Raw genomic sequence first — 19661 nt, forward strand, 5'->3', positions numbered from 1 at the left:
CAGATCCTTTTTTTAAGCGTGGGGGCCTCGTGCAGAGGAACGGATCATGGCTACACTGGATTCGCGGACAATGAGCCGAGGCTCAAATTGAATATGTTCGTAATCAGCAGTGCTCATCTCTCGAATTCGTTTTAACAGCAGTTCGGTAGCCAGTCGGGCCACTTCTTCACCCATAATGGAGACTGAACTGATCTGAGGTGACGATACGGTAGTCCACTGGTTATTATCTACACCCACAACAGCAACATCTTCGGGTACACGTACGCCGAGCTCCTTAAACCGATTCACCAGGCCAATCGCCACCATATCATTAATGGCATAGACCGCATCCGGCATATGAGCCAGCCCATAGAAATAATCCGCAGCATTTGCTCCGGTTTGAAGAGAAAAGTCTTCACCAAAATAAACAAGGGAGATATCCACATGTCCTAATGCCTGCTCGTAAGCCCGATAACGTTCTTCGATGATATCTTTAGGTGCACCAGCGTAAGCAATCCGGGTCCGTCCGATTTTAATCAGATGCTCCATCACCAGTTTCCCTTCAGGCTGAGATAGAGAGACAACATCTGCTTTCATGCCGGGTTCCAGCTTCTTCCCGTAGTTAATCATGGAGATGGGGAGTGGAGCTTTTTCTATCAGACTTGGTAATGTTTTGGGATAAGCCAAAGGCATGAAAATGAGCCCATCCACGTGCAATTTTTTGATATTACGAATGGTTTCCAATTCTGTTCTTGCATTACCCGCCGTATTGATCTGAACCACATGATATCCATGCTGCTTCGCCGTTTGCTCAACAGACCAGGAGATCTCGGGAATGATGGCGTTGCGAATATCGGGCACAACCAGCGCAATCTGATGCGTTTGGCGTATCTTCAGGCTCTGCGCAGAGGTATTGGGGACAAATCCAAGTTCATCAATGGCTTGCATGACTTTATCCCGTGTTTTGCTGCTAATGCCTTCGGAGTTGTTAATGGCTCGGGAGACGGTAGCGATGCCTACACCTGCACGTTCAGCCACATCCTTAATGGTAATCTTCTGATCTTTACTCACGTTTAGTTAACCTCACTTCATCGGAAACGATTCCGAATATTGAAAATATGTACAAATGGAATGACGATCCTATGCCTTCATTATAACATTGAAGCCGACAAGTATCCCATGAACACGATGAAACGGTTACAGTGATATGCTGCATTCCAAGAGAACGGAATGGATAACAAAGAGATTATCAAAGCAGAACCAGCCGAGAAGCCGAATTTATCCATGGATTGAAATGCTGGCATGGTAACAGGATTATCGGCGTAAAATTCATAAGATGGACATAAGTGTGACAAATTATGTTTGACAGCCTATTCAAAATGTGACATATTTAATTTACGGAAACGTTTCCGATTATATCAAAACTTATGATCTGGGAGATGAAACAAATGAAAGCATTGCGTTGGCACGGAGTAAAAGATTTGCGTCTCGAAAATATTGAAGAACCCCGCCCTGCACAGGGCAAGGTAAAAATAAAAGTAGAGTGGTGTGGAATCTGCGGTAGTGACTTGCACGAGTATACGGCAGGCCCGATCTTTATTCCGGCTCAAGCTCCGCATCCGCTAACAGGGGAAAAAGCACCTGTTGTGATGGGCCATGAATTTTCAGGGCAAGTGGTTGAAGTAGGCGAAGGCGTGACACGTTTTCAGACAGGGGATCGTGTGGTGGTAGAACCAATCTATGCGTGCGGTCACTGTGAAGCTTGCAAACAGGGAAAATATAACCTTTGTGATCAGATGGGATTCTTGGGTCTAGCAGGCGGAGGCGGAGGTTTCTCCGAATACGTAACGGCTGAGGAATATATGGTGCACGCCATTCCTGATTCCATCTCGTATGAGCAAGGGGCATTGGTTGAGCCTTCCGCTGTGGCACTACATGCAGTGCGCCAAAGTAAACTGAAAGTTGGCGACACTGCGGCTGTTTTTGGAGCAGGCCCGATTGGACTGCTCGTTATTGAAGCGCTGAAAGCTTCTGGCGCATCCGATATTTATGTGATTGAACTTTCCGAGGAGCGTAAAGCCAAAGCAAAAGAACTTGGTGCTATTGTTATTGACCCAACACAATACAATGTGGTGGAAGAAATTCATGAACGCACCCAAGGCGGTGTGAATGTAGCTTATGAAGTAACAGGTGTTCCACGGGTACTTCAACAAGCCATTGATTCAACGCGTATTGGCGGTGAGTTGATGATCGTTAGTATTTTTGAACAGGAAGCACCGATTTTGCCAAACTCCATTGTCATGAAGGAGCGGACAGTCAATGGAATTATCGGATACCGCGACGTATTCCCGGCTGTTATTAGCCTGATGGCCAAAGGTTTCTTCCCGGCAGACAAGCTGGTAACCAAACGAATCAGCCTGGACGAAGTGGTAGAACATGGATTTGAAGCATTGCTGAAAGAGAAAAACCAGGTTAAAATTCTGGTGAAGGCAGAATAGAATTGTTATAAAGTAGGCATTCGCTATCAAAATATGAACAATAGACAACACATCTTCGGATGAGGTTGTCTATTTTTTTTGCGCAGTCCGGGCGGAATTTGTTGCAAGTAGATTTCGTTTTACATAATATAAAAGGATACAATTTGTATCATTTTGCTTTGGTGTAGAGGAGTTGTCCCACAAAATAAAGGAGGATGCGGACATGCAAAGGAATACGAAATGGGCTGCCGTAATTTTGACGATCATTGCTGGCGTGGGGTGGCTGCTGATGGGGAACTCCAAACCCAAAAACAATGCTTCAACATCTCATCAGCCGATCGCTGAACGTGCACTTGCCAAGGTGTCCAACGCTCCTATCACATCCGCTGATGTGACGAACAAGATCGAATTGCTCGGAAGACCTTTTAAGAAAGCGCCATATGCCAATAATGTTTGGGACCTGCAGCTGTACAGAGGGAAAATATTTATGGGGCATGGGAACAGCAGCAATATGGGCGTTTCAACCAATGCCGGTCCTATTCCTGTAATTTATTACGACACAGCCGCTTCCAAGTTTATAACCCAGTCTGTTACCAATAACAACCCAGGCATCGTTCCTTCGACCAAAGGGTTTGTGGATGAGGAGCAGATTGACATCTACAAGGTGTTGAACGACAAGCTGTACATCCCTGGAAATGATTCCGATAGCGAACAGTGGGATATGGGGAACTTCTATCGGTTGGATGGAGATGTGTGGACCAAGTATCGCAATCTTCCACTGGGGGTACACGTATACGATCTGGCGTCCTATCAGGGCAAGCTGTTTGCAGCACTGGGGACCGAAAAGAAACCTACGATACTTATTTCTCATGATCAGGGAGAGAGCTGGCAAACCTTTGCGACGATTAATACGTTTGGTTTTCGGGCGTATACGCTGTTTGAAATTAAGGGCAAATTATATGCATCGGGCATGATGTATCCAGCCAATAAAATCTGGGGTGACAAAACCAACATTCTAGAGATTAATGAGAGGCTTGAAAAGAAAGACGTGGCCATCTATGGTAGTAAAATGCTTCCAGGGCTTTCTTATCAAACCGGTACTATTCCGTATAATAAGATAGGGAAAAATATTAATTTTAACCATAAGCTGCTCTATATTGCCGGAGGGGTGTTCAATGATGGACAGCTGTTGCCCAAATCATTGAATGTGATGACTGACATTAATCAGGTATCGCGTGTCTATTTGCCAGATACCCTGGCTCTTCCTACAGATGTGCTCTTGCGGGATGGTAAAGTCTATGTGCTTACCTACACACGGAAAAGTGCGAATCTCTATATAAATCGCGTGTATCAATCCACCGATCTGAACACATGGCATGAAGTTCTCCGTTTTAATCAGGACACGTACGCCAAGTCTTTTGAAGAACATGAAGGTGATTTCTACTTTGGGTTGGGTACGGACCCCGATGTTCTGTCTACCTCTTCTGGCAAATTACTCCGGGTTAACCGCAATAATATCCCTGCCAATTCTAATTAAATGGAAGGAAGATTACGGATTATATATTATGCTTCAACCACATTGTTGGTTACAGAGAGAGCGTATATATTCGTTGTGCAGGGCAGGTTGTTACGCAGAAATTCCTAGTTGAAGCTGCTGCAAGCTTGCTCTGTTTTTTTATGTTCAAGAGATGAGCAAGGCCTTTCTCCGAAGATTTGAAAATAAAAATCAGAAACTATAGAATAGAAAGGTAGTAAGAATAATTATCCTTTTGAATACCATCTTTGTTATTTATACAAGCGCATGTTGTTAGAAACTGTACATGTTCTCTACATTCTAATCGTAAAGGAGCAATACACAATGAATGTACCGTCAGCCTTGTTTAAACCATTTACCTCGGACAAGCTTACCCTGTCCAACCGGATCGTCATGGCGCCTATGACACGTGGATTTTCGCCTGAGGGCGTGCCCGGACCAGAGGTCGTGGAATATTATCGTCGCAGAGCAGCCGGAGGTGTAGGGCTGATCATTACGGAAGGAACGGGCATTAACCACCCTTCATCCATTAGTGGCGCAAGCATCCCGCTGTTCCATGGCGAAGAATCCTTGCAAGGTTGGGCGAATGTAGTCAAGGCAGTGCATGAGGCAGGCGGCAAAATCATGCCTCAATTGTGGCATGTGGGCACAGCCCGTCGTTCGGGCGATCTGCCGAATGCAGAAGCTGAGCCGGTAGGTCCATCGGGACTAAGCATGGCAGGTGAACCGGAGAGAGAACCATTGACGGAAGGCGAGATCAAGGGTCTTATCCAGGCGTTTGCCCAAGCAGCAGCAGATGCGCAGCGCATCGGGTTTGATGGTATTGAGCTTCACGGGGCCCATGGCTACCTGATTGATCAATTCTTCTGGGAACACACCAATCGTCGTACGGATAAATACGGGGGCGATCTGTCACAGCGCACGCGTTTTGCCGTCGAGGTGATTGAAGCGTGTCGCACTGCTGTAGGTCCTGATTTCCCAATTGTGCTTCGTTTCTCCCAATGGAAGATGGGGAACTATGACGCACGTCTGGTGGAGACACCAGAACAACTGGAGCAGTTCCTTGCTCCCTTGACGGCTGCCGGTGTGGATATTTTCCATTGCTCTACACGAAGATTCTGGCTGCCGGAATTTGAAGGGTCTGAGTTGAATCTTGCAGGCTGGACACAGAAAATAAGTGGAAAACCAGCAATCTCCGTTGGGTCGGTAGGGCTTGAAGCCGAATTCGTTGACAGAGCAAGCGAGAACCAGGGAACGGGTGACGCTCATCTGGATCAATTGAACGAGAAAATGGAAAATAACGAATTTGATCTGATCGCATTGGGGCGTGTGCTCCTGAGTGATCCGGAATGGCCGAACAAAGTTCGCGAAGGACGCCAGTCCGAACTGGTTCCTTTCACAACAGAGGTATTAAAAAACCTCTATTAAGAGAACTTTAAGGGCGATTCATAAGAACAAATGCCAACGGCAACGAAAACTGAAAACAAACTTGAGGCCGCCGAAAGGCGGCTTTTTCACCTCCCTATAGAAATAATTTCAATATATGAAAAATTCACAATAGAAAATCATTTATCGCACCGCTAATCTTTTTCCTCTTCCCCAACCCATCACACACGCCCAGTGTAATAACACCATGAAGTACCACATTCTACCCTGAAAAAGGAAATTATTTTTCGTACTTCAGACTGTACCTTCAGAAGTTGTACTCGATCCGTCTCCATTTTGAAAATGAAGTACCTTATGATAAGGTTAGGCCTGAACCACATTCAACCTGAATGAAAACAACGCTTAAGGAGGATGACCATCCTTGTACATCCATAGTCACCATTCAAAAAACAAACACATAAACACGCTTCAATTGTTGCTGCTGCTATTGGGAGTAGTCCTGCTCTTATCCGCATGTGGGCCGTCACAAAAGCCTTCCTCATCCGCAGACTCGAACGCCGGATCAACTACAGGGCCATCCACGTCGCACACGTCAGAGCAGGGGGAGCATCAAGCCGGAACGGATACAGATGCGAGTTCAAACGGAGGAGCTAATGATCAGGATGATCAACAGAATACAGTGCCTCCGCAGGAAGAGAAAGATTCGTTACAAGCGCAGCTCGACCAATTGTCTTTGGATGAGAAGATTGGACAGATGATCCTGGCAGGTGTTCAAGGGACCACTTTGGATGCTCAAGCGAAACAGATGATCACGGATCAGAAAGTGGGAGGGATTATTTTCTATGCGAATAATGTCTCGACCCTTCAAGGGACTGCAAAGTTCGTACAATCCATTAAGGATGCGAATCGTTCCAATCCGGTTCCAATTTTCATGAGTGTGGACCAGGAAGGCGGCAAAGTTAGCCGCATGCCTGAAACGGTAGAAACCATACCTTCCAATAGAAAAGTCGGCAAGACGAAGGATGCTGATCTGGCTGAAACGATGGGGGAATTGCTGGCCCGTCAGATAAAACTTGTAGGTTTTAACGTTGACTTTGCCCCGGTGCTGGATGTGAACAGTAATCCGAAAAACCCGGTCATTGGGGATCGTTCATTTGGCAGTTCAGCCGATCTGGTATCCCGAATGGGTATAGCCGAGATGAAAGGGCTGCGAAGTGAAGGGATAATTCCGGTCGTGAAACATTTTCCCGGCCATGGAGACACGTCAGTGGACTCCCACTTGGATCTGCCTGTCGTCAACAAAACAGAAAAGCAACTCGCTCAGCTGGAGTGGATTCCGTTCGAAGATGCGGTCAAGGAACAGGTTGAAGCGGTTATGGTAGCCCATATTCTGTTTCCAAAGCTTGATCCCGATCATCCGGCCTCCTTGTCGGACGTCATTATTGGTCAGCATTTGCGCGGAAAGTTCAAGTATGATGGTGTGGTTATCACAGATGATCTGAGCATGGGCGCCATTGCCAAAAACTACAAACTGGACGACGCAGCGGTTGCGACGGTACAGGCCGGGAGCGATATTCTGCTGGTAGCTCACAGTTATGAGAGTGCCAAGACCATTTTTGATACGCTGATGAGCGCGGTGAAGTCAGGGAAGATTTCGGAATCCCGAATTAATGAAAGTGCATATCGAATTCTGGCTTTGAAGCAGAAGTATAACTTGTCTGATGAGGAGCAGCCGTCAGGAAATCTGAAGCAGTTGAACGCTGACATTCTGGATTGGCGCAAGCAGGCCGATGCCCGATAGTCCCTACCTGTGTTATGATTTTGGAACAAGAAACGCATATTCCATTATTACAGGTAAGAGGTGAGACCTTTTTTTATGTATACCATAATGATTGTAGAAGATGATCCGAAGATTGCAGGTCTGCTTAAGTCGCATATCGAGCGATATGGTGACAGAGCCGTTTCGGTTGAAGATTTTGAGCAGGTCGTTCAACAGTTTGAACAAATCAAGCCACATGTCGTGCTGCTGGATATCAACTTGCCAAGTTACGATGGATTCTACTGGTGTCGTCAGATTCGCTCCATCTCCACATGCCCAATCATATTCATTTCGGCCCGTAGTGGCAAAATGGATCAGGTCATGGCGCTTGAGAACGGTGCGGACGATTATATCACAAAGCCGTTTGAGCATGAAATTGTCATGGCCAAAATCCGAAGTCAGCTGCGCCGGGTATATGGAGATTACGCTGTACGTCATGAAGAACGCAAAGTTGAACTGGATGGACTGACGGTTTATCTGGAAAGATTGGAGATGGAGCTGGGTGACCGCAAGATACAGCTAACCAAGAAAGAAACCATTTTGCTGGAGACGCTGCTGCGTCGCAGTCCGAAGCTTGTCAGCCGTGAAACCATTTTGGAAAAGCTGTGGGATGATTCCTTTGTAGATGACAATACACTTAGCGTTAATGTAACCCGAGTGCGTAAACGACTGACTGAGTTGGGAATTACGGATGCACTGGAAACGGTTCGAGGTTCCGGTTATCGACTCAACAGCAATTGGAAGGCTTCGTCACAGGCATGAAATTGTTTATCAAGGAACATGTCGTATTGACCTGTTGGGTGATCGTAGTGCTGCTTACTGTTGTTGCGGTCTTCTGGTACGATGGCTATGATCACTGGTTAACGGCCGCCTATGCTGTATCACTGGGGTTATGTCTGTACGCAGGGTATCTCGTTTATCGGTATTTGTCCCATCGCATGTTTTATGCGCGGATGTCCCAGCGAATGAATGATCTCAAAGAATTCGTTCCACTGAATGAGCCCGCGCCCTTACCGCAGGCATTGGCAAAACTGCTGGATTCACAGTATGGTCATTATCATGGTCATTTGCATCGTCTGGAACAGCGTCAACAGGAATACCTGACATTTATGAATCAATGGGTTCATCAGATGAAGACGCCATTGTCCGTCATTGAACTGACGGTGGAAGATCAGGAAGATGAAGACCCTCGTTTCATCAGTATTCGAGAGGAAGCAGACCAGATGAGACGAGGACTGGAAACCGTGTTGTACATGGCGAGGCTGGAAACATTTGAACAGGATTTCAGTGTGGAACCAGTATCGCTCAAGCTTGCTGGGGAAGAAGCAATTCATGAACTGAAACGTTTCTTCATTCGTAATCACGTATATCCCGAGATGCGGATTGACTCTGCGTTAACGGTACAGTCGGATGCCAAGTGGATTCGTTTTGTCCTCGTACAGCTGCTGTCCAATGCAATCAAGTACTCTTCCGGAGGGGATGGACAAAAGGTCCACATTCAGGCTTACGAATCCGCACGGTCGATCATCCTTGAAGTGAAAGACCATGGGGTAGGCATTCCCAAGTCGGATCTCAACCGCGTCTTCCAGCCTTTTTTCACCGGGGAGAATGGACGTCACTTTAAGGAATCCACGGGCATGGGCTTGTACATTGTGAAGGATGTACTTACACGAATGAACCACCGCATTGATCTAACATCGATTCATGGAGAAGGTACAACCGTAACCATTACATTTGAAACCTGAACATAAAGCAGCATAATGCGGGGCGGAATGAGAAGACGTCTGGTTCCTTTGACAGGGATCAGCGTCTTTCTCATTTTCTACATACAAGAATAAGACATGGTCAACGAGAGGATGTAAACTTTGGCAACCTTACAATAATGTCATGAAGATGAAAGGTTAATCCATAGGAGAACAGTCGAAACTTCGATAGAATGAAGTCAGAAAGTAAGGAAGGAAGCAGCATCATCCATTTGCAGAGGAATTCATCCAAACTTATTTTAATTCAAATTCGAAGCCTAAAAGGAGTCATCTATCTATGGAGATATGTTCAGTGAAACAGATTAGCAAAATTTATAAAGGAGTCGTGTCTTACGAAGCCTTGTCAGGTATTGATCTCAGTATTCAGGAGGGAGAATTCGTTGGCATCATGGGTCCATCCGGCAGCGGCAAAACCACGTTGCTGAACATGATTTCGACCATTGACCACCCTACTTCCGGTGAATTGCAGATTGCAGGAAAGAACCCGTTTGAACTGAATCATGATGAACTGGCCTTGTTCAGACGGAGAGAGCTGGGGTTTGTGTTTCAGTCCTTTAACTTGCTGAATACACTCACGGTAAAAGAAAATATTGTCCTGCCACTTACCCTCGACGGAGTATCTGTTGAGGAGATGAATGATCGGGTTGGCCGACTGGCTGAGAAGCTTGGCATCGCAGCTCTTCTGGATAAACGCACCTATGAAATCTCCGGAGGGCAAGCTCAGCGGACAGCAATCGCACGGGCCCTGATCCATTCCCCCAAGCTGGTGCTGGCGGATGAACCTACAGGAAATCTTGATTCGAAGGCAGCCCGTGATGTGATGGAGATACTGGAACGCCGTAACCAGGAAGATCGGGCCACCATGCTGCTGGTCACTCATGATGCTGTTGCTGCGAGTTATTGCAGCCGGGTTGTATTTATTAAGGATGGAAGACTGTACAACGAAATTCATTATGGAGATAGCCGATCGACGTTCTATCAGCGGATCATCAACGTGTTATCCCTGATGGGAGGATCGGGACATGAATTTTCGCCAGTTCGCCATTAATAATGTCGTTCGGAACAAACGCATTTATCTGGCCCATTTTCTGAGCAGTACGTTTTCGGTCATGATCTTTTTTACGTATGCGCTGCTCTTGTTCCACCCGGATCTGAAGGAGGGACTGAAAGGTTCAAGCAGTACAGTGACCTTGCTTGCGAATCAGGGGTTTCTGATTGCGGAGATCATTATTTTTATCTTTTCGTTCCTGTTTCTGCTCTATTCCGTAGGTTCATTTCTCAAGACACGTAAAAAAGAATTTGGCATATTTCAAATCATCGGCATGACCCGTAAACAGATGAACCGCCTCTTATTTATGGAAAACATGTGTATCGGACTTGCTGCCATTGTGGCAGGGGTCGGATTGGGACTGATCTTTGCCAAGCTCATCTTGCTGATCTGCGGTTCCATGCTGGCTGTGGAAAACAGCCTCCGATTTTATTTTCCAGTAAAGGCTATCGCACTTACTGTCGGTGCATTTTTGCTGCTGTTTGTTGTGGTTGCACTGTCGTCATCCCTTTTAATGCGAAAAGGATCATTGATTGACCTTGTGAAATCGGAAGAAAAACCGAAACCGGAGCCTAAGGCTTCTCGTCTATTAGCACTGCTCTCCGTCATACTCATTGGAGGTGGGTATGCGGGCGTCTTTGCCTTTGTATGGGTGGCATTTTCCTTCCCGCTGCTGTTGGGCAGCGTTGTTGTGGTCATTGTGGGTACCTATCTGTTGTTTACCCAGCTCAGTGTGTATGTCATTCGGGCACTCAAAAGAAGTGAGCGTTTGTTTTTTCGAAAAACGAATCTGCTGTTCCTGTCCGAACTTGCCTATCGAATGAAAGATAATGCGGTCATGTTTTTTATGGTAAGTGTGATCTCGGCCTCCGCCTTTACGGGAATTGGCACAATGCTGGCGATTGCTGATCCGGGCTTGTCATCCATGGCGAATCCATATGCGTTTACTTATCAAAATTCATGGAGTTCGCCAAGTACAGAACGTAATATCAGGGAAATCGAAGAGACCTTGATTGATAACGAAGTTCCTTACCAGAAAGGAAGTTACATTCCGCTGTTTGATAACGAGGGCAACTATATCATCAAACTCAGCGAGTATAATCATCTTGCCAAGGCACTTGGTTACAAAGAGCGGACTTTGGAGAATGGCAACGACTCATTTATGAGCCCGGGTAATCTGACGAGTCGCAAGGCGTTACGTGCACAGGCCGGGCAGGGTTCCCCTCAGGAAGATATCGAATTGTGGGTTGGAGAAACTCAAGAAAAGGTGCGATTAACGACACCTGGAACCGATATCGTCATACCGGTTGAGTCAAGAACGGACGTTTATGTGGTGTCCAATGACCTGTACGATAAGATGAATCAACAATTTAAGAATGAAATCGAAGCGGATGAAAATTTTTATTTCAATAAAATGACCCAATTTGTTGTGGCCGATTGGATGGGGACGCGTCGTTTTGCACCTGATCTGATCGAATCCATTCAAAATGACTCGAGAAATAAGGGCTACTTCACGATCAGCGCTCTCGTGCTGGATTGGCTTAATTCCAAACAAACCAATGGAATTATCCTTATTCTGAGTGGATTGATTGGCATCGTCTTTTTTACCTTTGCTGCAAGTTTTACCTACTTCCGATTATATGCGGATCTGGAACGGGACGAAGAGCAGTACCGCATGATTGGCAAGATGGGACTGAGTCGACCGGAGCTTCGCAACATCGTGACCAGACAGTTGGTATTAATGTTTTTCCTGCCAATAGCATTAGCTATTATCCACAGCTCCGTTGCATTTGTCGCATTGCAACAATTGGTTGATTTCTCTGTCATGGGCTATACTTTGCGCATATTCCTGGTATTTGCATCGATGCAGATTCTGTTCTTCCTGTTGGTACGCTGGCGCTATCTGCGCAATATGTATGCCAAATTGGTCTAATATACAAACACCGAACCGGGGGTTCGGTGTTTGTTGACTTTTTCCTCCAAAGCAAAGTACTATTTCAATAGATACAATCTGTATCGTTGTGACATGACTTTCGTTTTAAAAGATTAGTATATTGAACTTCATAGCCTGTTAGCCGAGAAGGAGGATTACTTTGAGCATAACGATGTCTCGTGGACAAGCGTATCTGCAACGGTTGAATGACGAACGGAAGGTATGGCTTGATGGAGAAATTATTCGCGTAACGGAGCATCCTGCCTTCCGGGGAACCTTGCAAACGGTTGAACGTTTGTTCAATCTGGTGGATGATTCGGACACGAGAGAAATTGTTGCATATTGGGATGAGCCGACGGGTGGATATGCACACCAAGCCTTTCGAGTACCCCGCAATGCTCAGGAGATCAGCAACAGGGCAGCAGCCTTTCGATTGTGGTCTGATCGCACCTACGGGGTAATGAGCCGTCTCTCGGATTACGCCCGCTCCCGTCTGACGGGTTGGTACGCCACACGGGACGAGATGGCAGCACATGACCCGGCATATGCGGGCAAGATCGCTGCCTATTATGATGAAGCAAAACGAAAGGATGCGTTCCTGACCATTGTCCAGCGTGATCCGCAGATCAATCGCTCTCTTCCTGTAGGGGAAGATGAAGATGCGATGCTTCGAATCATTAGCACGAATACAGAGGGCGTTGTGATCCGTGGTGCCAAGATGGTGGCAACTGCTGCTCCATATGCGGATGATATCATTGCATATCCGATCCAGCGTATTCCTGGGCATCGCCCGGAGCTGGCGCATATGGTTATTGTTGCAGCGGGAAGTCCAGGATTACATATGATATGTAGAGAATCTTTTGCGACACCGGATTCAGCTACCGCTCATCCGCTCAGTATGCAGTATGATGAGATGGATGCCGTTTTATTTTTTGACGACGTATTCGTACCTTGGGAGCGTGTACTGTTACATAATAATCCGGAAGCGGTATGGCAGATCCGCTGCAACGCAGCATCTTCCAGCCTGGCCTATCATCAGAGCATTATACGGCTGCATTCGAAGCTGGAATTCATTACAGCCATTACGTCTTCGATCGCCAAGGAAATTGGAGTAGATTCCTTCCTTAACGTCCAGGAACAGCTAGGGGAGATGATCAGTCAGATGCAGACGATTGAAGGACTCATCATCGCTTCCGAGGCACAAGCTGCACCGGATGTTCATGGTAACTGGCTTCCATCCTTCAAATATATCGAAACAGCCCGGAATCTGGGAAACCGTTATTACCCACGCGCTGTAGAGATTTTGAAGACCATTGCCGCAGGTGGCCTTATTCAGATCCCTTCCGGGAAGCTCGAGCTTGAAGGAAGTCTCAGCTCCATGATGAACAAATATCTTGGAGGCGTAACGATGCAGGCACCGGAGAAGATTCGATTATTCCAACTCGCCTGGGAGCTTACGGGAAGTCCGCTCGGAGCCAGACATGATCTGTATGAACGTTTCTATGCCGGTGATCCGGTACGCAACCGGGCGAGTCAGTATGTGCAATATGACAAGGACCGACTATATGCACGGGTTGAACCATGGTTACGCAGCGAGCCATGAATAAACGTATGAAACGTTGTTTATTGGGGTTCGGATTTAAAGCTCTGGCCTGATGCCCGGGCTTTTTATTTAGGTTATCTTTAGAAATGATTTAGATTGAATTAAGAGACGTAGTATATAGTAGTAACGTATAGAGATGTGAACAATAGCAAACGGAATGATTGAAACAGGAATGAGAGGATTCGCATGAGATACACACTACTAATTGCAGATGACGAACCCGAAATTGTGGAACTGCTCCAGCTGTATCTGGAGAAGGATTATAACATTGTGACAGCCGTTAATGGAGTAGATGCACTAGAGTGTATCCGTTCGAGCCAGATCGATCTGGTCATACTGGATATTATGATGCCTGTGATGGATGGACTTCAGTTAATCAAACAAATCAGGTCCACACACCATATGCCTGTTCTGTTCCTGTCAGCCAAGAGCCAGGATCATGACAAAATCCTTGGACTTGGACTGGGTGCTGATGATTATATCTCCAAGCCATTTAATCCGTTGGAGATTGTCGCCAGAGTGGAAGCTTTGCTCAGAAGGGTGAATCAATTCGACGCACCGGAAGTGCCTGCTGCCCAAGAGGTACATTTGACTCTGGGTGAGCTTGTGCTTGATCGATCCCAATGCATTCTTTTTCGCTCGGGGAGGCCTGTGACGTTGACCTCTACAGAATATAAAATCGTGGAGCTTCTGCTGGAGCAGCCAGGTCGGGTCTTCACTCGCAAAAAAATATACGAAGCCGTCTGGGGTGATTATTACGCGCATGAGGACAGCACGATAATGGTACATATCAGCAACATTCGGGAGAAGATCGAGCGTGACTCCAGGCAACCGGAATATTTAAAAACGATAAGGGGACTGGGATACAAAATTGAAGCGCCCATGGAAAGCTAGAGAAAAGCGACTGTTGCAAACGTCCCTGACCCTGGACTTTTTGCTGTTCAACTTCTTTTTGTTGCTACTGGTATTGATCGTGTACATTATCATTAATCTGGATGTGGTCGATTTTCGAATCTCGGATCAGGTGGTTGATCCCGATCTGAATGTGGAGGCACATGTGTATGTGACAGAACTGGAGAACGAATGGCTATCCGGCAGCTCCCGTGGGGCCGATAATACCGAAATCCAGCGGCTCAAGGACAGCGGAGGTTGGATTGAAGTGCTGAATGCGGATCGTAGGGTCATTCGTTATATCGGGGATAAGCAGGATACGTTCACTCAATATACTGAAGCCGAGCTATATGCGGGACTCGAAAACCGTAATGACCAGCCATACTATTACTCTATTAGTCCGCTTGCGACAGAGGGAAGTGGGGAGTACGTTCTACTAAAGATTCCGCGTGACCTGGTCAGTGTGCGGATTAATGATAATCAGCTGATTACCAATTTGAAGCATCCGTTATCCTATTACATTATGATGGGAATTGGATTGGTCTTGCTGCTGATATTCGTATATAGCTATTGGGTTGCCCGGCGAATCAAAAAGCCGCTCAGTATTCTCTCGTCAGGTCTTACCCAGATGATCCAGGGGAATTATAGCACCCGTATGTCCATCTCGGCAGAGAGGGAATTTGTCCAGATTGGCGAAACGTTTAATTATATGGCGGACGTCATTGAGAATACATCTGCGGAGAAACGATACGCCGAAGAAAGCAAACAGCGATTGATTGTGGACCTGTCACATGACCTCAAGACTCCGATCACCAGTATTCAGGGATACGCCCAGGCTTTAGTGGAAGGGCGCGGGGAAGACAAGGACAGGCAGCAGCGATATCTGGGGTATATCTACAACAAATCCGTTCAGGTCGCACGCATGATTCAGAATATGCTGGAATTACTCAAAGTGGATTCACCTGATTTCCGAATGCATATTCAGCAGCGGGAAATTGGCGAGTTTGTACGTGAGATCATGGCCGATACGTATGGGGAGATTGAGCAAAACCATTTTGCCCTTCATGTACTTGTCCCAGATGAGGAGATCTACGCAAGGTATGACCCGGAGCTCTTGTCCAGAGTGATTCAGAACCTGATTACCAATGCTTTGTCCTACAACCCGCGGGGTACGGAGCTTCGCGTGGAATTAATTCCACTGGACACCCATGTGAACATTGAGGTCGCTGATACCGGGGTGGGTATTCCTCAGGAGCTGTGGTCAACCATCTTTGATCCATTTGTTCGAGGGGATGAGGCACGGACGGGAACCGGAGGAACTGGACTTGGACTTGCGATTGCGCGGCGGAACACCGAGAAGATGGGTGGACGATTAACGCTTTCCCGGAGCGGGCGAGAGACAACCGTATTCACTATACAGATTCCGAAATAAAGAACCGACATAAGAGATAAGGTTGACATAGAAGAGGTTAAGTGGAGGGGAAACTTTTTGTTCAAAGTAAATTCGTTTGTACGTTTCAGCATTGCGCTGGCACTGGTATTGATCAATATCTATCTATTATCACGTATCAGCTTTATTTTCCAACCGATCGTGACCATGCTTACGGTTATTACCGTGCCGATGATGCTGTCCGTATTTTTTTATTACCTGCTACGCCCGCTCGTCAATTATATGGAGAAAAAGAAGCTCAATCGCACACTGAGCATTTTACTGATCTATCTGGTGTTTGGTGTACTGTTTGCCCTGTTTATTATAGGATTATGGCCTTCTTTACGTGAACAGGTGATTAACCTGGTCGATAACGCTCCGAATCTGATCAATTCACTGAGTGTACAGCTCAAAGAACTGGAACAGAACGGTGCCATTACAGCTTTGTTCCCGGAAGGATCGACCCCGTTTTCGCAGATTACAGATTACATTAACAAAGGCTTCACCTTTGTAACAAACTATGTGAGTGGATTCTTCTCCATCATATCAAGCTTTGCGATCGTCCTGTTCACTTTCCCGATCATTTTGTTCTATATGCTGAAGCAAGGAGAGAAATTCGGTCGTAAGCTCGTTCATATTGCACCAAAACGTTTCCAAAAAGACAGCCGTGAAGTGGTGCTTGAAATGGATCAGGCGTTAAGCGGCTTTATCGTGGGGCGAGTTCTCGTAAATCTGGCTCTGGGCTTGCTGATGTATATCGGTTTCCTGATCATCGGTCTCCCATATGCACTGCTGTTAACCCTAATTGCGGTCATTATGAACTTTGTTCCGTTTATCGGGGCGATCCTGTCTTCGGTTCCTATTGTCATTATGGGACTGGTGGTATCCCCTTCTGTTGCGATCTGGTCACTCATTATTATTCTGGTAGCACAGCAAATTCAGGATAATCTGGTTGCTCCGTATGTCTTCGGCAAAAAACTCGATATTCACCCGCTTACCACCATTATATTGGTGCTGGGTGCAGGGGATCTGGGCGGTATTATTGCCATTCTGATTATCATCCCTGTCTACATGATCGTTAAAATTATTTTGGTTCGAATCTACCAGCTGTTCTTCAAGGACAAATGGCAGAACGCTTAAACATTTATAACATATATAAAAGGAGTGGAGATCATGTCTGAAATCATCCCACAACCATACACTGAACCTGAGTATATTGAGCCACAATCTGTTCAAATGGGCACCATTCATATTTCCAATGATGTCGTATCCAAAATTGTCGGCATGGCAGCCCAGGCTACCGAAGGGATATCTTCCATGTCCGTTGGTTTAACCGAAGGCATTGCCAAGAGCATCAGCGGAAAGAGCCTGCAAAAAGGGATTGACGTAGCGATTAAAGATGATCAGGCATCCATCCAGCTGCGTATCAATGTTCAGTATGGCAGCAAAATGCATGAAGTCTGCCAGGAACTTCAACATAATGTGCAGCAAGCTGTGGAACAATTGACCGGTATAATGGTGAATGAAATTAAAGTACAGGTGGTAGGCGTGACTATGCAGGAGCAGGTATAATGCGGAAAAGAAAAGAAAAGCAGAACAGAATGAACCCTGAGATCTACAGTCCATTATATTCTGTATGACAAAATACAAAAACAGCACTTTCCCATTAGCTGCATAAATGGGAGGGTGCTGTTTTGTGTTTGCGATAATAGGTGGGGGCTTCGCCCATCACCTTTTTGAACATTTTGGAGAAGAGCAGCTGATCGGCATATCCAACGGAACGGGAGATATCCCCAATGGTCAGGGCCGGGTCCAGCGTCAATTCAGCCGCCCTGCGCATTCGATAATTGACCAGATAAGACTGAATACTGGTACCCATTTTGTCTTTGAAGAGGGAGCACAGGTAACTTCGCTGCAACCCAACATGAGATGCAATGGACTGTACCGTTATGGTATTGGCATAATTGATCTCAATGAAGTCCATCACCTGAGTGACATAGGTTTCTTTCGTGTAGTCCTGGACTGATATGGGGCTGTCCTCATTGGCCTGATCAATCAAGATGGAGAAAAACTGAAACAGCAATCCTGTCATGCTGACCTCCCAGCCTTTATGCGTATTGCGAGAGTTGATCATACGATGCAGACAGGAGCGCATCTCATCATCATTACCCAGCTCAAAGATCGGATGGTGCTCAGATAGACAAGCCTGCTGCAATAACGAAGGGCAGTTACTTCCTTGGAAAGCAACCCAGCTATACTCCCACGGGTCATTCTGATCGGCTTCATAATGAACAACTGAATGGGGGACGATGAGGAATCCCTGTCCTTTGCGCAGCGTAACTTTTTTGCCTCCGACTTCGAAGGTACCTTTGCCGTCCAAAATGTAATGGATTTTGTAATAGTCCCGCATGGCCGGACCGAAGTGGTGACCGGGCGCACAAGCTTCTGTACCGTAATGAAGGAGCTGCAGTTCCTGAGAGTGATTGTTTTTGCACATATACGTAATCAAGGTTATTCACTCCTGTTATGAAGTTGTTTCATCTTGCATTTTAACATATAAAAGCGAAAAAGGAATCGTTTTATGAATATAGGCTGATAAAGATAACAATCATTTTTCCATATCGTTATAGTGAAATGCCATATCGTTTTGTATGGAAAATGTCTAAGATGAAAGGGTGTTCAATAACTTTACAGGAAAAGAGAGATTAACGATGCCCTATACTGCGCGTGAACAACGATACAGTGAAATGAAGTATGCACGCTCTGGCAAAACCGGAATCAAGCTGCCGCAAATTGCGCTTGGCTTATGGCAGAACTTCGGTGGAAACCGCAATCTGGATATCCAGGAAGAGATGATCCTGCGCGCATTTGATCTGGGGATTAACCATTTCGATCTGGCCAACAATTATGGGCCACCTCCAGGATCAGCCGAAGAGAATTTCGGTGTCATTCTCAAAAAACATCTGCGTCCTTACCGTGATGAATTGCTCATCTCAACCAAGGCAGGGTATCATATGTGGAACGGTCCTTACGGCGAATGGGGTTCCCGCAAAAACCTGATTGCCAGTCTGGACCAAAGTCTCAGTCGTATGGGACTGGATTACGTAGATATTTTCTATCATCATCGTCCAGATCCGGAGACACCGCTCGAAGAAACGATGACTGCGCTGGATCATATCGTTAGACAGGGCAAAGCTCTGTATGTAGGTTTATCTAACTATGATGCCGCACAGACCAAAGAAGCCGTTACTATTTTACGTGGTCTAGGGACACCTTGTCTGGTTCATCAACCCAACTACTCGATGCTGCATCGCTGGATCGAAGATGGGCTGCAAGAAGTGCTGGATGAGCACGGTGTAGGATCGATTGCATTTTGTCCGCTTGGCCGCGGTCAGTTGACGAATAAATATGTGGACAAGATCAAGGAAGAGCGCACCAATCCAACAGGCAATCTGAAAAAAGAAGCTTATTCGGACGAACGGATCGCAAAGTTCGAAGCACTTCAGTCGGTTGCCGAGCGAAGAGGTCAAACGATCTCCCAATTGGCGCTAAACTGGATTTTGCGTGGTAACCGAGTTACTTCTGCTCTGATCGGCGCAAGCCGTGTGTCCCAGATCGAAGAAAACGTAGCTGCCCTTCAGGCCCCCGAACTAACGACGGACGAGCTTAATGAGATCGAAAGCATTTTGGAGGGTATAGGGAACTATGCTTGGTAACTTGTAATTAGAGGAATACGATTTGGGAACGTACAGTGAACTTTATAGCATGTTGAGTTGAAATTAATCGGTTATAGATAGTA

Annotated in this window: 16 protein-coding genes; 14 read left to right on the forward strand and 2 right to left on the reverse strand. The window is 46.3% G+C overall.

The features are described 5' to 3' along the window. Positions 1–12 precede the first annotated feature (12 nt). A complete protein-coding gene (locus tag PPA03S_RS00110; protein ID WP_062318747.1) occupies positions 13–1050 on the reverse strand; it encodes a LacI family DNA-binding transcriptional regulator in 1038 nt (345 codons plus the stop codon). Positions 1051–1427: 377 nt separating this feature from the next. On the opposite strand from PPA03S_RS00110, the gene PPA03S_RS00115 reads away from it, so the two are divergent. From PPA03S_RS00115 to PPA03S_RS00175, 13 genes are all read left to right on the forward strand, one after another. Further along, on the forward strand, positions 1428–2477 hold the full coding sequence (locus PPA03S_RS00115; RefSeq protein WP_062318748.1) for a 2,3-butanediol dehydrogenase: 1050 nt from the start codon (positions 1428–1430) through the stop codon (positions 2475–2477). A 202-nt stretch (positions 2478–2679) separates the two neighbouring features. Beyond that, the gene (locus PPA03S_RS00120) at positions 2680–3993 is read left to right on the forward strand and encodes a hypothetical protein (RefSeq protein ID WP_062318749.1); all 1314 of its coding nucleotides are present in this window, start codon (positions 2680–2682) and stop codon (positions 3991–3993) included. A 321-nt stretch (positions 3994–4314) separates the two neighbouring features. Beyond that, positions 4315–5418 (forward strand): NADH:flavin oxidoreductase, encoded by a 1104-nt coding sequence (locus tag PPA03S_RS00125; RefSeq protein WP_062318750.1) that lies wholly within the window; start codon positions 4315–4317, stop codon positions 5416–5418. 379 nt (positions 5419–5797) lie between these two features. Further along, positions 5798–7177 carry a beta-N-acetylhexosaminidase gene (gene nagZ, locus PPA03S_RS00130; protein WP_245683475.1) on the forward strand — a complete coding sequence of 460 codons (1380 nt, stop codon included), beginning with the start codon at positions 5798–5800 and terminating at the stop codon, positions 7175–7177. 75 nt (positions 7178–7252) lie between these two features. Then, positions 7253–7957, forward strand: a complete 705-nt coding sequence (locus tag PPA03S_RS00135) for a response regulator transcription factor (protein ID WP_062318751.1) — start codon at positions 7253–7255, stop codon at positions 7955–7957. After that, entirely contained in the window at positions 7954–8940 is a 987-nt protein-coding gene (locus PPA03S_RS00140; protein ID WP_062318752.1) for a sensor histidine kinase, read from the forward strand. The genes PPA03S_RS00135 and PPA03S_RS00140 overlap by 4 nt, the downstream gene beginning before the upstream one ends. Positions 8941–9235: 295 nt before the next feature. Next, entirely contained in the window at positions 9236–10006 is a 771-nt protein-coding gene (locus PPA03S_RS00145; RefSeq protein ID WP_062318753.1) for an ABC transporter ATP-binding protein, read from the forward strand. Then, complete coding sequence (locus PPA03S_RS00150; RefSeq protein ID WP_062318754.1) at positions 9981–11939, forward strand: ABC transporter permease; 1959 nt, start codon at positions 9981–9983, stop codon at positions 11937–11939. Before PPA03S_RS00145 ends, PPA03S_RS00150 begins: the two co-directional genes overlap by 26 nt. A 172-nt stretch (positions 11940–12111) precedes the next feature. Next, positions 12112–13542: a 4-hydroxyphenylacetate 3-hydroxylase family protein gene (locus PPA03S_RS00155; RefSeq protein WP_062319836.1), complete on the forward strand. Its 1431-nt coding sequence runs from the start codon at positions 12112–12114 to the stop codon at positions 13540–13542. A 186-nt stretch (positions 13543–13728) separates the two neighbouring features. Further along, positions 13729–14436 carry a response regulator transcription factor gene (locus PPA03S_RS00160; RefSeq protein WP_062318755.1) on the forward strand — a complete coding sequence of 236 codons (708 nt, stop codon included), beginning with the start codon at positions 13729–13731 and terminating at the stop codon, positions 14434–14436. Then, positions 14414–15865, forward strand: coding sequence for a HAMP domain-containing sensor histidine kinase (locus PPA03S_RS00165; protein WP_062318756.1), 1452 nt, complete (start codon positions 14414–14416; stop codon positions 15863–15865). The genes PPA03S_RS00160 and PPA03S_RS00165 overlap by 23 nt, the downstream gene beginning before the upstream one ends. A 57-nt stretch (positions 15866–15922) precedes the next feature. Next, positions 15923–17002: an AI-2E family transporter gene (locus PPA03S_RS00170; RefSeq protein ID WP_062318757.1), complete on the forward strand. Its 1080-nt coding sequence runs from the start codon at positions 15923–15925 to the stop codon at positions 17000–17002. Positions 17003–17035: 33 nt separating this feature from the next. Next, positions 17036–17434 carry an Asp23/Gls24 family envelope stress response protein gene (locus tag PPA03S_RS00175; RefSeq protein ID WP_062318758.1) on the forward strand — a complete coding sequence of 133 codons (399 nt, stop codon included), beginning with the start codon at positions 17036–17038 and terminating at the stop codon, positions 17432–17434. A gap of 94 nt (positions 17435–17528) precedes the next feature. On the opposite strand, the gene PPA03S_RS00180 is transcribed toward PPA03S_RS00175, so the two are convergent. After that, positions 17529–18371: an AraC family transcriptional regulator gene (locus PPA03S_RS00180; RefSeq protein ID WP_062318759.1), complete on the reverse strand. Its 843-nt coding sequence runs from the start codon at positions 18369–18371 to the stop codon at positions 17529–17531. 202 nt (positions 18372–18573) lie between these two features. Here PPA03S_RS00180 and PPA03S_RS00185 point away from each other — a divergent pair, with 202 nt between their 5' ends. Next, positions 18574–19578 (forward strand): aldo/keto reductase, encoded by a 1005-nt coding sequence (locus PPA03S_RS00185; RefSeq protein ID WP_062318760.1) that lies wholly within the window; start codon positions 18574–18576, stop codon positions 19576–19578. Positions 19579–19661: the final 83 nt, after the last annotated feature.

The sequence above is a fragment of the Paenibacillus pabuli NBRC 13638 genome (assembly GCF_001514495.1).
Classification (GTDB): Bacteria; Bacillota; Bacilli; order Paenibacillales; family Paenibacillaceae; genus Paenibacillus; species Paenibacillus pabuli.

What these genes read in the sequence shown, in the direction of transcription:
- PPA03S_RS00115 (WP_062318748.1), top strand. Translation starts at nt 1,428, where the DNA reads ATGAAAGCATTGCGTTGGCACGGAGTAAAAGATTTGCGTCTCGAAAAT.
- PPA03S_RS00120 (WP_062318749.1), top strand. Translation starts at nt 2,680, where the DNA reads ATGCAAAGGAATACGAAATGGGCTGCCGTAATTTTGACGATCATTGCT.
- PPA03S_RS00125 (WP_062318750.1), top strand. Translation starts at nt 4,315, where the DNA reads ATGAATGTACCGTCAGCCTTGTTTAAACCATTTACCTCGGACAAGCTT.
- PPA03S_RS00135 (WP_062318751.1), top strand. Translation starts at nt 7,253, where the DNA reads ATGTATACCATAATGATTGTAGAAGATGATCCGAAGATTGCAGGTCTG.
- PPA03S_RS00140 (WP_062318752.1), top strand. Translation starts at nt 7,954, where the DNA reads ATGAAATTGTTTATCAAGGAACATGTCGTATTGACCTGTTGGGTGATC.
- PPA03S_RS00145 (WP_062318753.1), top strand. Translation starts at nt 9,236, where the DNA reads ATGGAGATATGTTCAGTGAAACAGATTAGCAAAATTTATAAAGGAGTC.
- PPA03S_RS00150 (WP_062318754.1), top strand. Translation starts at nt 9,981, where the DNA reads ATGAATTTTCGCCAGTTCGCCATTAATAATGTCGTTCGGAACAAACGC.
- PPA03S_RS00155 (WP_062319836.1), top strand. Translation starts at nt 12,112, where the DNA reads ATGTCTCGTGGACAAGCGTATCTGCAACGGTTGAATGACGAACGGAAG.
- PPA03S_RS00160 (WP_062318755.1), top strand. Translation starts at nt 13,729, where the DNA reads ATGAGATACACACTACTAATTGCAGATGACGAACCCGAAATTGTGGAA.
- PPA03S_RS00175 (WP_062318758.1), top strand. Translation starts at nt 17,036, where the DNA reads ATGTCTGAAATCATCCCACAACCATACACTGAACCTGAGTATATTGAG.
- PPA03S_RS00185 (WP_062318760.1), top strand. Translation starts at nt 18,574, where the DNA reads ATGCCCTATACTGCGCGTGAACAACGATACAGTGAAATGAAGTATGCA.